The following is a 13,308-nucleotide window of genomic DNA, read 5'->3' as shown; positions in this document are numbered from 1 at the left end:
CACATGCATGGGGACCCAGATTGGCAGTCTACACACAGGTCCCGGCCGAATCGCTCGCCGCGTTCCTCGCGCGCTACGATGTCGGCGAACTGGTCTCGGCCAAGGGCATCGCCGAAGGGGTCGAGAACAGCAATTACCTCGTCGACACCACCCGCGGCCGCTTCATCCTGACGCTCTACGAAAAGCGCGTCGATGCGGGCGACCTGCCCTATTTCATGGATCTGCTCGCGCATCTCGATGCCAAGGGGCTGTCGGTCCCGCCCGCGATTCCCGACCGCAACGGCGTGGCGATCCAGACGCTGGAGGGCCGCCCGGCGTGCCTGATCAAATTCCTGTCGGGGGTCTCGCTGTCGCACCCCACCCCGGCTCAGGCCGAGGCGGCGGCGCGGGCGATGGCTGACATGCACGCCGCGGTCGCCGATTTCGGACAGGACCGCCCCAATTCGATGGGCTTCGACAGCTGGCGTCCGCTGTTCGACCGCTGCGGCGACAGCCTCGACGACATCGCCCCGGGACTGCACGCCGAACTCGGTGCCGCGCTCGACAAGGTGCTGGCGGACTGGCCGCGCGACGGCTTCGACCGCTGCGCGATCCATGCCGATCTGTTTCCCGACAATGTGCTGATGCTCGGCGACACCGTCACCGGCCTGATCGACTTCTATTTCGCCAGCACCGACATCCGCATCTACGATCTCGCCGTGATGCACAGCGCATGGAGCTTCGACGCGACCGGCGCGGACTATCACCCATCAATCGGCGACGCGCTGCTGCGCGGCTATGAATCCCGTTTCCCATTGAGCGAAGCCGAACGCGCCGCCTTCCCGCTGCTCGCCAGCGGGGCGTGCATCCGCTTCGCCCTGTCGCGCGCATTCGACTGGATCAACACCCCGGCGGACGCGCTGGTGACGCGCAAGGACCCGCTCGCCTATGTCCGCCGACTCCGCCATTACCAAGCCATGAGCACCCCCGCATGACCGAACTCCCCCTCGTCGAAATCGCCACCGACGGCGCGTGCAAGGGCAATCCCGGGCGCGGCGGCTGGGGCGTGCTGCTCCGCGCGGGGACGGTCGAAAAGGAACTCTCGGGCGGCGAGCCGCACACCACCAACAACCGCATGGAGCTGATGGCGGCGATTCAGGGGCTGAAGGCGCTCAACAAGCCGTGCCGGGTCAAGCTGTCGACCGACAGCCGCTACGTGATGGATGGCCTGACCAAGTGGATCAAGGGCTGGCAGCGCAATGGCTGGCGCACGGCGGACAAGAAGCCGGTCAAGAACAGCGACCTGTGGATCGAACTCCTCGACGCCGCCAAACCGCACCGCATCGAATGGCTATGGGTCAAGGGCCACGCCGGCCACCCCGACAACGAACGCGCCGACCAGCTCGCGAGCGACGCCGCGCTGCGGAGTTAGTACGGGCGGCGGGTTTTGGGTGGTTAGCTGCCGTTCAGCTATCTGAGTGAAAAGCCGCCCACGCCGCCGCTTCCAAGCGGCCGTCACCATTCGCGATAGTGTTGCCGGTCTCGTCGATTAAGACGAAGGTATGCTGATTACCCGCTAATGAAGCGGAGCCATCGAGCGCCAGGAGCAAGGTGTAGAAGGTGTCTGTCAGCGCCGCGTCGATCGCGGCGAACACCTGCTTGCGTTGAGATTGGGTGAGGTTGGCGGCTGCAAGATGAGCTGCGACTGCGCTCCCTCCTGACAGGTCAGCAAAAGATGAAAGCAGCGTGTCGCGTTTCTCTCGGCAAGCTGCTGCGAAGTCCTTAGCATCCATACCAATCGCCCCTTTGCAGCGTAGCTACAGCAAGGGGGCCATGCAGCCAATGTCCGCTTTGGGCAGCATAGCGGCGACGCCGAATGACCGACTTGGGGTCGTTAGCCGTCATTCCGCTTCCACCGTCATCGCGGCCTCGGTTTGAAATTCACTTCACCACCGGCATTGCTCGATCGGCTCGTCCCCACCGTTGCACGCGTTCGACATTTCCCTCCGCAAACGCGACACCCGACCGGTGCTCCATCACACGAAGTTCGTCGACATCGTCGCATTGCATCGTTCGCACCACGCCCGGCACGACTCCTGAAATCGCCCGTCCGACCCATCGCGGCCATCTGCCGCCCACGCGAAAACCCGCGGAAAACAGCCAAAAATTACTACCCGCTTTCCTACAAGAACCTATTTGGTTATAATTATCCGCACGCCACAGCAGACGGAGACCCGGTGAACAAACGCAACACGCCGCGTCCACAACGACAATTCCAGGCTCGGCGGACAGACCGGCGAGCGACGCGGCGTTGCTCGCCCCCCTCAGTTTGCCTCCGCCGCCAGCCGTCTGCGCTCGGTCTGCCGCGCGATATGCGCGAGCGAGAACCAGAAGATCGCGAACAGCACGACGCTGAATCCGCTCGACCAGGCGAGTTTCTCCCAGCTCGGATTTTTGAGGTTGAAATAACCAAGTTGGAAAATATTGAGCGCAACAATCCCGCGCAGCATCCATTCGACGTGCATCTTGTGCAGGATGTAGCTGCCGAACGGCGCCATGAACAACACCACCGGATAGGCGCACAGCCAGGTGCGGATCTGATAATCGGTGATGTCGCCGTCCCAGAAGAAGCGATAGGCGTAGCCAAGGATGCTGATCGCCGCCATCACCATGATGCTCATGTGCGTGGCAACCTTCTCGTCCATGCGGAACCGCGTCACCAGCATCGTGTAGAGCACGATATCGGCCCCGGTCCCGAACAGGCTGGCGCACATGCCGCCCAGGATCAGAACCCCCGCCAGCATCGCATGATCGACCGGCCCCTTTGCGGTCAGAACCGGCAGCGCGCCGCGATGCTTGCTCGACACATAGGCCAGTGCAAAGGTCAGGATCAGGCTGAGAAACAGCGCCTGGATGATGAACACCGGGATCGTCTGCAGCAGCAACATGCCCGCCACGAAGCCGAGAAAACTGACCGGCACGAACCACAATAGCGGTGCATAGGTCGCCAGCTTCCGGCCCTTGCGCGACAGGATCCAGATGCTCGCACTGGTCATCCCGATCGACTGGATCATCAGGCTGAAGTCGCGCGCCATCTCGCGCTTGATGTCGAAAAAGACGCTGAGCACCGGAAACGCCACCGCGCCGCCGCCCTCGGGCGTCAGGCCGGCGACGAACGCCCCCAGCACCATGATCGCCGGATAATGCCAATGGTCGATCAGGAACGGGATCGAGTTGAGCAGGGCGAACAGGATCACCCACAGCAGAATCATGCCGCCATACCAGCCGCGGAAAATCCGGCTTTCGAAGAACATCACCCGCCCCTTGTGCCGCAATCCCCCGATTGCACTCAGCACCGTTCACGCCGTTCTAGCGCACCGCGACGGGCGCGCAACCGCGCCTAACTCTCCGGATCGTACATGAATTCGCGCAACTCCTGCGCACAGCGGCACGCGACGGCGATCCGGCGCGCCCATTGCTCAGCTTCGGCGCGCGTCGGCACTTCGAGAACGGTGAACCCGCCGTCGAGGCGGCTGCCCGGATAGGTCCCGACAACGACTCCGCCGTCGCCCGATACCAGCATCGGCGGAACATCCTCGGCGATGCCGCCGCCGAACACATAGACACCCGCCGCCTTCGCTTCGCGGATCACGGCGCGGGCCGCGTCGCCCACCGCGGGAAGCTCGTCATCGCTGACCTGCATCGCCGCGCTGGGGAAGGAGATCAGATATTTGGTCATGCGGGCACGCGGGCGTTCAGCCCTCTTCGACCGGCGCGCCCGGCCCGTTCTTCTTGATCGAATCGATTGCGTTCTGCGCCGACGCCTTGCTCGAATAGCCCTCGGTCCAGAACATCACTTCGCTGTTGTACTTGAACTTCGCGACATATTCGCCGGCCTTGTTCTGCTCGATCACGAACTTGTGGGCCATGTCATGCTCCTTCGTTGCGATGGTCGAACGATAGCGAAGCCGCGGCGCTCGTCCAGCGATTCACCCGCGAAAACGGCGGATCGAATAGCGTTCGGGGTCGAGATGCGCCGCCATCGGATCGACCGGCATGCCCATCAGCATCGCGGCGGCGATCTTCGACGCGGCGGGCGCGGTCTGGATGCCGAACCCGCCCTGCCCCGCGCACCAGAACAGCCCCGGCACGGCGGGGTCGAAGCCATAGACCGGCCGCCGGTCGGGCGCGAAGGTGCGCAGCCCCGCCCAGCGCCGCTCGACCGCCGTGACCCGCCAGTCGACCGCGCTGTCCAATTTGTCGATCGCGATCGCGACGTCGATCTCCTCGGGCGCCGCATCGCACGGATCCGTCGCGATCTCGTCATGCGGCGACAGCCAGATGCGCCCGCCCGATTCGGGCTTGAAGTAAAACCGCTCATGCGCGTCGCGCACCAGCGGCAACGTCATCGGCGCAGGCGGATCGACGCGCAGCTGCACCATCGTGCGGCGCAGCGGCGCAATGCCGGTCGGCGGCGCACCGGCCATGATCCCCACCGCCTCGGCCCACGCCCCCGCTGCATTGACCAGCACATCGGCGGTGAACACCCCCGCCCGCGTCGTGATCGTCCAATGCCCGTGGCGCGACAGGCCGGTCACTGCGGCATCGCACACCAGTTCCGCCCCCCCGCCCCGCGCGGCGGTAAGATACGCACCGTGCAGCCGCGCGACATCGATGTCGCAACAGCCATCGTCGTACAGCGCGTCGGTCCATTCGGGACGCAGGCCGGGGCAATAGGCCGCCGGATCGACTTCATCGAGCATGACCCCGAGCGCCGCGAACTTCGCGACGAAGCCGTCGATCACTGCGCGGTCATCGCGCTGCGCAATGAACAGTTCACCGCGTGGGGACAGGAAACTCTCCCCGCCCATCTCGGCAGGGGGGTTGTGCAGGAAATCTCCCGACGCGGTCACCAGCGGCTGAATGTCCGGTCCGCCATAGGTTTCGGACCAGAAGGCCGCCGAACGCCCGGTGGCGTGATAGCCCGGCTGGTCCTCGCCCTCCAGGATCAGGACTCGGGCGTGCGGCGCGATCTCCGCCGCCAGACTCGCCCCCGCAATCCCCGCCCCGACAATCGCGACGTCATATTGGCTCATCCGCGCCGCACCCGAGCTTCTAGGAACATGTCGATCTCGCCGATCGCGCGGTTGCGCACCTTGTCTGCCTCTCGCAGGATTTCATGCGCGCTTTCCTTGCCGAACCGGACAATGCGCGCGTCGGGCAGCTTCGCCACCGTCGCCAGCGCCGCTTTTGGATCGACCAGTCCATCATGCTCGGCGATCAGCGCCAGTACCGGCACGTTCATCCGCTTGAGCGCGGGGTTGGCGCGCAGTTCGCGGGTCGATCGAAACGCCTCGATCACCCATTTCCAGCTCGGCGGGCCGGTGACGTTGCCCGGGTTCGCCTGCTGCCACCAGATCTCGTCCTGATAGCGGTCGGTGTCATGCGTCAGCAGCGATTCGCGCGTGGTGGTGGTGTAAGGCCGCTCGTTCGACTTCCACGCCGGCCGCGCGCTGTTGCCCACCCCGCCCAGAAAGCGCGCCAGCCGCTCGCCCAAAGCCGCACCGAACGGCCCCTTCAGCCCCAGCATCGGCGCGATCAGCACCGCCGCATCCGGCCGCGCCGCGCCTTCGACCAGCCCGCGCAGCACCAGATGACCGCCCATCGAATGCCCCATGATCACATGCGGCCCCGGCGTCGCCGCCATCCACTCACGCGCAAAGTCGCGAAAGTCCGCGATATACTGCGCGAAATCCTCGATATGCCCACAATGGGCGGCATCGGTCAGTCGCCCCGATCCGCCCTGCCCGCGCCAGTCGAACGAGGTGATCGTCCAGCCGCGCGCCCGCCAGTGGGCGAAGCTCTCCAGATATTTCTCGAAGATGTCGCCCCGCCCGCCCTGGAACAGGATCGACCCGCGCGGCGTGCCGCTGGCGGGCCAGGCGAAGCAGCGCAGCACCCATCCATCGGGGGCGGTCCAGTTGGTGACGCTGGCACCGGCGGGAATCGCCCGGCGGTCAATCGGGGAAACGGTCATGGGCGCTGGTTACGGTTTGGAAAGCCCTCCCGTCTAGGACTTCGAGTCCGATGGGGGAATTTGCGCCTGTGATTCTGCTGGGCCTGCTGGTCCTGATCCTGGTTTCGGCCGGGATCGAAGATGCGCGAATCCGTGAGATCTCGAACTGGAAGAACGCGGCGATCGCGCTGCTGGCGCTGCCCTGGTGGTTTGCGATGGGCCTGTCCCCCTGGCCCGACATGGCGATCCAGCTGGGCATTGCGGTCGGCGTGTTCGCGCTGTTCGCGGCTGCCTTCCAATTCGGAATGATGGGCGGGGGCGACGTCAAGATGATCGCCGCGCTCGCACTCTGGTTTCCGTTCAATCAGTTGGTCACGCTGCTGATCATCATGTCGCTCGCGGGCGGCGCGATCACGCTGGTGATGCTGGTCGAGAAATGGGTGCGTCGGCGACGCGAGCAACCGGAGGTCCCCTATGGGATCGCGATTGCCATCGCAGCGCTGCTCACCATCCGCGAACCGATTTTTAACCCCTTCTTGTGATGCTTAACGCCGGTGCAACCCGGTCCGACAGAGAAAAGGCCTGAGACGTCATGGATGGACGCAAGATCATTTTGCTGGTGGGAGCACTACTCGTCGCTGCAATCACCGCGTTCATGGCGCGCAGCCTGATGACCGGGTCCTCGGCCCCGGGCGCGGTCGCTGCGCCCGCGCCGGGCCAGCCTGCGCCGGTCGATGCGATCGAAGTTCTGGTCGCGACCAAGGCGCTGCCGATCGGCACTATCCTCGGCCCCGATTCGATCAAGTTCGTCGCCTGGCCCAAGGATCTGGTCGAGGGCGCCTATTTCAAGAAGGAAGACACCGACCTTGCCAAGCTGCAGGGCACCGTCGTCCGCTTCGCGATTCCCGCAGGCCAGCCGCTGACCCAGGGCGCGATCGTCAAGCCGGGCGACCGCGGCTTCCTCGCCGCCGCCCTCTCGCCGGGTATGCGCGCGGTGACCGTCCCGGTGTCGGCGCAGGCCGCCGTCGCGGGCTTCATCTTTCCGGGCGACCGGGTCGACCTCATCCTGACCCAGGCGGTCGCGGGTGGCGGCGACGGCCCGCCACTCAAGGCGTCGGAAACGGTGCTGCGCAATCTGCGCGTGCTCGCCACCGATCAGCGCACCGACAAGCAGCAGGACGAGAATGGCAAGACCGTCGTGGCCACCTATTCGACCGTGACGGTCGAAGCGACGCCGCGCATCGCCGAGAAGATCGCGGTCGCGCAGACGCTCGGCACGCTGTCGCTCTCGCTCCGCTCGATCGCCGACAATGCCAGCGAACTCGAAGAGGCGATCGCTTCCGGTGAGGTGACGATGCCAGAGGGCAACGATCCCAAGGCCGAAAAGGCGATGATCGCACGTGTCGCGGCCCGCCCGAGCGAGGGTGGATCGACCTTCTCGACCGGTGCCGATGTCTCGCGCTTCCAGCGCAGCACGGTGCCCGGCAAGGCACGCGACGAGAGCGCAATGCCCGGCACGGGGGCTGCTCCTGCGGGCGGGAACTATCCCGGCGCGGCAGCCGCCGGCGACGGGCCGGTGGTCAAGGTTTCACGGGGCAACGCGGTTACCGTCGTTCCCGTTGGGGGGAAGAACTGAAATGCGGGTGATGGGTAACAAGCTGGGCGCATCGCTCGCGGCGGTGTCCGTGCTGGCGATGCCGGCGGCGACGCTGCCGGCACCAGTGCTGGCGCAGACCGTCCATGCCGCGCCGCGCGACACGGTCCAGATCGCCACTGGACGTGGCCGATTGATCACGTTGAGCGCGCCGATGTCCGATATCTTCGTCGCCGACAGCAACGTCGCCGACGTCCAGGTCCGCTCGCCGACCCAGCTTTGGGTGTTCGGCAAGAAGGTCGGCGAGACCACGGTCTATGCCACCACCAAGGCGGGCAAGGTCATCTATTCGACCACAGTGCGTGTCGGGAACAACTTCGACAGCGTTCAGGGGATGCTCGACACGGCGATGCCCGACTCGAACATCACCGCGACGACGATGAACGGCTTCGTGCTGCTCACCGGCACGGTCGCTGCGCCGCAGGATGCGGCAGAGGCGGAACGTCTGGCCCAGGCATTTGTCGGCGAAGAGACCAAGATCCTCTCGCGCCTCAAGACCTCGACCCCGCTGCAGGTGAACCTTCAGGTCCGGATCTCGGAGGTCAGCCGCAGCTTTGCCAAGAATATCGGCAGCAATTTCACCACGCTCGACGGGTCGGGCGGGTTCAAGTTCGGCATCGGCAGCGGACGCCAGCCTGCGACCAGCTGGACCACCGACCCCAACCTCCCGCTGGGCGTGGGGGGAACGGTCAGTGGCTACACGATCGACCCGATCACGGGCGCGATCACCCAGCGTCCGGGCACCGCAATCACGCCTGGGCCGGGCCGAACCACGATCGGCGGTCTTGGCCGGTTGTTCGGCCTCGACATTCTCGGCGCGCTCGACCTTGGCGAAACCAATGGCCAGGTCTCGACGCTCGCCAACCCGAACCTGACCGCGCTGTCAGGCGAGACCGGATCGTTCCTCGCCGGTGGCGAGATTCCGATCCCGGTCAGCCAGGGGCTCGGCGCGGTGTCGGTCGAGTATAAGCAATATGGCGTCAGCCTCGCCTACACGCCCACGGTGCTCGCTGACGGCCGCATCTCGCTGCGCGTCCGCCCCGAAGTGTCGCAGCTGTCGGCCGCCGGATCGGTGACGATCGGCGGCGTGCAGATCCCTGCGCTCACCACCCGCCGCGCGGAAACGACGGTCGAGCTGGGGTCGGGCCAGAGCCTGATGATTGCCGGCCTGCTCCAGAATTCGCACGACAATTCGATCGATCAGACCCCGGGCCTCGGCAACGTTCCCGTGCTCGGTGCGCTGTTCCGCTCCAACGGGTTCAAGCGCAACGAGACCGAGTTGGTGATCGTCATCACCCCCTATCTGGTGAAGCCAGTCGACGGGAACCAGATCGCGCTGCCGACCGACGGCTATCGCGCGCCCGACGACGCAGAGCGCGTGCTGCTCGGTCGCCTTGGCGGGTCGGACAAGGGCGGAAAGCGTCCCACGCCGCAGATGGCCCCCCCGGTTGGCGCGGAGCCCTCGCTCGGCGCGGCGAGCCCGGTTCAGCCCGAACCGCAGCCCAAGCGCGAGCCGGTCCAGCCGCTCGCTACACCGGCGGCGCAGGACACCGGCAAGGACAAGCGCAAGCGTGGTGCGGCCCCCGCACCGGGCTTCGGTTTCAATTGATCGCGGCGAGGAACGACCATGTCGAAGCGTAATACGATCCTCTTTCTGAGCGCCGCAGCCGGGCTGTTGTCCGCATGCGGCGTCGGCAGCACCCCGGGTCTCGAATCGGCCAACCAGCCCGTCGTCGCGCGCACCGATTATGTGTTCGATGCGTCCACCGACGGCAGCTATCTGGCATCCGGCGAGCAGGCGCGCGTCGCCGGCTGGCTCGCGTCGCTACGGCTCGGCCATGGCGACCGCGTCTATGTCGACGATCCCGGCAACACCGGCGCAGCGCGTCAGGTGGCGAGCGAAGCGGCGCGCTACGGCGTGCTGCTGTCCGGCCCCGCCCCGGTCACCGCCGGCGTGGTCCAGCCGGGCATGGTCCGCGTGATCGTCAGCCGCATGAAGGCGAGCGTTCCGGGCTGCCCCGACCGGCGCGACACCGGCGACGGCAATTTCGGCGGCAAGACCAGCTCTGGCTATGGCTGCGCGGTCAACGGCAACCTCGCCTCGATGGTCGCGCGTCCGGAGGATCTGGTGCGTGGTGAGCCCGGCTCGCCCACCGCCGATCCGGCGCAGATCAGCAAGTCGATCAAGGCGCTGCGCGAGGCCGCACCGACTGGCACCGGCGGAACCACGGTCAAAGCCGAAGCTACGGGAGGAGGCGACCAGTGAACGCGCCCTTCAACCCCCAGCGCGCTGCCCATCGCGAGCCGTTCGTCGCGTTCGTGTGCGACGAGACGACTGCCGAAACGATCCGCCCGATCGCGATCGAACAGGGCTGGAACCCCGACAAGGTCAACAAGGGCGGGCTGCGCAATGCGGTCCAGACGCTTTCCGTCTCCGCCAGCCCGCACATCCTGTTCGTGGACCTGTCCGAATCGGGCGATCCGCTCAACGACATCAATGCCCTCGCCGAAGTGTGCGAGCCGGGTACTGTCGTGATCGCGTCCGGCCAGGTCAACGACGTCCGCCTGTATCGCGACCTCGTCGCGTCGGGCATTCAGGATTATCTGCTCAAGCCGCTTAATCCCGACGTGATGCGTGAAGCGTTCGTGCATGCCCAGGCGATGCTGAATGCGCCAAAACATGCCGATGTAGCGTCGGACCGCCCGCATTGCGCGGTTGCGGTGATCGGCACGCGCGGCGGGGTCGGGGCTTCGACTCTCGCCACCTCGCTCGCCTGGCTGATGAGCGAGAAAAGCGACCGTTCGACCGCGCTGCTCGATCTCGACGTACATTTCGGCACCGGCGCACTCACGCTGGACCTCGAACCGGGTCGCGGCCTGACCGACGCGATCGAAAATCCAAGCCGTATCGACGGACTGTTCATCGAACGCGCGATGGTCAAGGCGTCGGATAAATTGTCCGTGCTGTCTGCTGAAGCGCCGATCAACTCGCCGGTGATGACCGACGGCGCGGCGTTCTTCCAGTTGCAGGAGGAGATCCGTACCGCGTTCGAGTGCACCGTGGTCGATCTGCCGCGCGCGATGCTGGTCAATTACCCGCACCTCATCTCCGATGTGCAGGTGGCCGTGCTGGTAACCGAGCTGACCCTGGCTGCCGCGCGCGACGCGATCCGCATCATCAGCTGGTTCAAGTCGAACGCGCCGCATACCCAGCTGATCGTCGTGGCGAACCGGGTTCCGACCGGTCAGCTCGAAATCAGCCGCAAGGACTTCGAAGGATCGATCGAGCGCAAGATCGACTATGTGATCCCGCTCGACACCAAGACTGCGGTGCAGGCGGCGAAGCTGGGCAAACCGCTTGCCGAGGCGGGGAAGAACGTCAAGGCACTCGCCCCGCTGGCCGAGATTGCTGCGCGCGTCGTCGCGATCACCGATTCGGGCGAAGAGGTCGTTCGCGACAAGGGCAAGGGTGCAGGGGCCAAGGGCGGCTCGCTGCTCGGCAAACTGACCAGTTCGATGAAGCTCGGCCGCAAGGCAAAGGCATAACCGGTGTCGGCTACGGCCGGCTCCCCGTTTCCGGAGGCGTAACAGGGTGGAATTGCTCCCGATGATGATGCTGGCGGGCGGCACCTTCATGGTGCTCGCGCTGCTCATCCTCGCCTTTGCCGGTCCATCGGCGAAGACCGCGAGCGCGCGCCGCCTCACCAGCGTGCGCGATCGTCACGTCGGCGTCGTCGGCGCGGGCGCGGTCGAGGCGCAGCTACGCCGTATCTCGACCGGGCGCGCGACCAAGATGGACAATGCCGCGGCGCGGTTCCTGCCCAACCCGGCCCAGCTCGGCAAACGCTTGGCAATGACCGGAAAGCCGTGGTCCGTCGGCCAATATGGCATGGCGTCGGTCGGTATCGTCGTGGTGATCGCAGCTGCGCTGATGGTGCAGGGGCTGCCCGCGCTGCTCGCGCTGCTCGTCGGTATCATCGTCGGCGGCGGCCTGCCGCATATGGTTGTCGGGTTCCTGATCAACCGCCGCATCGCGCGCTTCACCGCGAAATTCCCCGACGCGATCGAATTGCTCGTGCGCGGCCTGCGCTCGGGCCTTCCGATCACCGAGACGATGGGTGTCGTCGGTGCGGAGGTCGATGGCCCGGTAGGCGAGGAGTTCCGCTCGATCAGCGACAAGATGAAGATCGGTCGCACCCTCGACCAGGCGCTTCAGGAAACCGCCGACCGACTGGGTACACCCGAATTCCAGTTCTTTTGCATCACGATCGCGATCCAGCGCGAGACCGGCGGCAACCTTGCCGAAACGCTCGCCAACCTCGCCGAGGTGCTGCGGAAGCGCAGCCAGATGAAGCTGAAGATCAAGGCGATGTCGTCGGAATCCAAGGCATCGGCTTATATCATCGGCGCGCTGCCGTTCATCGTCTTCGGCATGATCTGGATGATCAACGACACCTATATGCAGGGGTTCTTCATTGACCAGCGGCTGATCATCGCCGGCGGCGGCGGGATCATCTGGATGGGTATCGGGGCCTTCATCATGGCCAAGATGATCAATTTCGAGATTTGATGAAATGATGACCGCTCCCTCCGGCCCCACCCTGCTCGGCGTCGACGTGATCTATGTCGCCACGGTCCTGGCAGGTGTCGCCGCGTTCAGCGTGCTGCTCGCCATTTACGCCGCCGCGTCGGTGCGCGATCCGATGGCAAAGCGCGTCAAGGCACTCAACGAACGCCGCGAACAGCTCAAGGCCGGCATCACCGCATCGACCAGCAAGCGCCGGGCGAAGCTGGTCCAGAAGAACGCGACCACCGACCGCATCCGCGACTTCCTCTCGTCGCTCAAGGTGCTTCAGGATTCGCAGGTCAAGACCGCGCAGATCAAGCTGATGCAGGCAGGCATCCGGTCCAAGGATTATGCCGTTGCGGTAATCTTCGGTCGGCTGGTGCTTCCGATCGTGATCGGCGGTACGATGGCGTTCCTCGTCTATGGGACCGAAATGTTCGCCGACTGGACGCCGCTCAAGGCTTATGGCCTCGTCGCGGGCAGCGCGATCCTGAGCTACAAGGCACCGGACATCTATCTCAAGAACAAGATCCAGAAGCGGTCGCACGCGATTCGAAAGGGCATTCCTGACGCGCTCGACCTGCTGGTGATCTGTGCCGAAGCGGGACTCACGGTCGATGCGGCCTTTGGTCGCGTCTCCAAGGAATTGGGCAAGGCTTATCCCGAACTGGGCGAGGAATTTTCGCTCACCGCGATCGAGCTGGGTTTCCTCACCGATCGCCGCCAGGCCTTTGAAAATCTGGCCACCCGCATCGATCTCGACTCGGTGCGCGGGGTCGTCACGACGATGATTCAGACCGAGAAATACGGCACCCCGCTCGCTTCCGCGCTGCGCGTGCTGTCTGCCGAATTCCGCAACGAACGCATGATGCGCGCCGAGGAAAAGGCCGCGCGCCTGCCCGCGATCATGACCGTACCGCTGATCCTGTTCATCCTTCCGGTGCTGTTCGTCGTCATCCTCGGTCCGGCGGCCTGCTCGATCAACGACGCGCTGATGAGCGGATAACCTCCCGTGCCACCCGTCGATTCGGCGGGTGGCGCTCGGCTGCCGCTTTGGTTAACCTGTTTCGAACGCGAAATGGGGAGACGCGA

At 65.4% G+C, this 13,308-nt stretch carries 15 protein-coding genes; 9 read left to right on the top strand and 6 right to left on the bottom strand.

The features are described 5' to 3' along the window. Positions 1-20: 20 nt before the first annotated feature. The gene (thrB, locus tag LRS12_RS13265) at positions 21-974 is read left to right on the top strand and encodes a homoserine kinase (RefSeq protein WP_257844947.1); all 954 of its coding nucleotides are present in this window, start codon (positions 21-23) and stop codon (positions 972-974) included. Then, positions 971-1,411, top strand: a complete 441-nt coding sequence (gene rnhA, locus LRS12_RS13260; RefSeq protein ID WP_257844946.1) for a ribonuclease HI — start codon at positions 971-973, stop codon at positions 1,409-1,411. The genes thrB and rnhA overlap by 4 nt, the downstream gene beginning before the upstream one ends. Before the next feature lie 34 nt (positions 1,412-1,445). On the opposite strand, the gene LRS12_RS13255 is transcribed toward rnhA, so the two are convergent. The 6 genes from LRS12_RS13255 to LRS12_RS13230 all read right to left on the bottom strand — a co-directional run bounded on the left by LRS12_RS13255 (position 1,446) and on the right by LRS12_RS13230 (position 6,016). Next, on the bottom strand, positions 1,446-1,772 hold the full coding sequence (locus LRS12_RS13255) for a hypothetical protein (protein ID WP_257844945.1): 327 nt from the start codon (positions 1,770-1,772) through the stop codon (positions 1,446-1,448). 531 nt (positions 1,773-2,303) lie between these two features. Beyond that, positions 2,304-3,335, bottom strand: a complete 1,032-nt coding sequence (locus LRS12_RS13250; protein WP_257844944.1) for a sulfite exporter TauE/SafE family protein — start codon at positions 3,333-3,335, stop codon at positions 2,304-2,306. Between the two features lie 44 nt (positions 3,336-3,379). After that, a complete protein-coding gene (locus tag LRS12_RS13245; protein WP_257844943.1) occupies positions 3,380-3,718 on the bottom strand; it encodes a YciI family protein in 339 nt (112 codons plus the stop codon). Between the two features lie 16 nt (positions 3,719-3,734). Then, positions 3,735-3,908, bottom strand: coding sequence for a DUF1508 domain-containing protein (locus LRS12_RS13240; protein ID WP_257844942.1), 174 nt, complete (start codon positions 3,906-3,908; stop codon positions 3,735-3,737). Positions 3,909-3,968: 60 nt separating this feature from the next. After that, the gene (locus tag LRS12_RS13235) at positions 3,969-5,075 is read right to left on the bottom strand and encodes an FAD-binding oxidoreductase (protein ID WP_257844941.1); all 1,107 of its coding nucleotides are present in this window, start codon (positions 5,073-5,075) and stop codon (positions 3,969-3,971) included. Continuing rightward, complete coding sequence (locus LRS12_RS13230; RefSeq protein WP_257844940.1) at positions 5,072-6,016, bottom strand: alpha/beta fold hydrolase; 945 nt, start codon at positions 6,014-6,016, stop codon at positions 5,072-5,074. The genes LRS12_RS13235 and LRS12_RS13230 overlap by 4 nt, the downstream gene beginning before the upstream one ends. A gap of 50 nt (positions 6,017-6,066) precedes the next feature. Here LRS12_RS13230 and LRS12_RS13225 point away from each other — a divergent pair, with 50 nt between their 5' ends. From LRS12_RS13225 to LRS12_RS13195, 7 genes are read left to right on the top strand one after another with little or no spacing between them, the layout of a single operon-like run. Continuing rightward, positions 6,067-6,537, top strand: a complete 471-nt coding sequence (locus LRS12_RS13225) for a prepilin peptidase (protein WP_257844939.1) — start codon at positions 6,067-6,069, stop codon at positions 6,535-6,537. Between the two features lie 50 nt (positions 6,538-6,587). Next, positions 6,588-7,631 carry a Flp pilus assembly protein CpaB gene (gene cpaB, locus LRS12_RS13220; RefSeq protein ID WP_257844938.1) on the top strand — a complete coding sequence of 348 codons (1,044 nt, stop codon included), beginning with the start codon at positions 6,588-6,590 and terminating at the stop codon, positions 7,629-7,631. Position 7,632: 1 nt separating this feature from the next. Then, positions 7,633-9,258, top strand: a complete 1,626-nt coding sequence (locus tag LRS12_RS13215) for a type II and III secretion system protein family protein (protein ID WP_257844937.1) — start codon at positions 7,633-7,635, stop codon at positions 9,256-9,258. Between the two features lie 18 nt (positions 9,259-9,276). Beyond that, positions 9,277-9,915: a CpaD family pilus assembly protein gene (locus tag LRS12_RS13210; protein WP_257844936.1), complete on the top strand. Its 639-nt coding sequence runs from the start codon at positions 9,277-9,279 to the stop codon at positions 9,913-9,915. Next, complete coding sequence (locus LRS12_RS13205) at positions 9,912-11,195, top strand: pilus assembly protein CpaE (RefSeq protein WP_257844935.1); 1,284 nt, start codon at positions 9,912-9,914, stop codon at positions 11,193-11,195. Before LRS12_RS13210 ends, LRS12_RS13205 begins: the two co-directional genes overlap by 4 nt. A gap of 46 nt (positions 11,196-11,241) precedes the next feature. Next, positions 11,242-12,219 carry a type II secretion system F family protein gene (locus LRS12_RS13200; RefSeq protein ID WP_257844934.1) on the top strand — a complete coding sequence of 326 codons (978 nt, stop codon included), beginning with the start codon at positions 11,242-11,244 and terminating at the stop codon, positions 12,217-12,219. Between the two features lie 7 nt (positions 12,220-12,226). Beyond that, positions 12,227-13,222, top strand: a complete 996-nt coding sequence (locus LRS12_RS13195; RefSeq protein ID WP_374580984.1) for a type II secretion system F family protein — start codon at positions 12,227-12,229, stop codon at positions 13,220-13,222. Positions 13,223-13,308 lie beyond the last annotated feature (86 nt).

This window comes from Sphingomonas sp. J344 (assembly GCF_024700005.1).
Classification (GTDB): domain Bacteria; phylum Pseudomonadota; class Alphaproteobacteria; order Sphingomonadales; family Sphingomonadaceae; genus Sphingomonas.
This window is presented reverse-complemented; position numbering and strand designations above follow the sequence as displayed.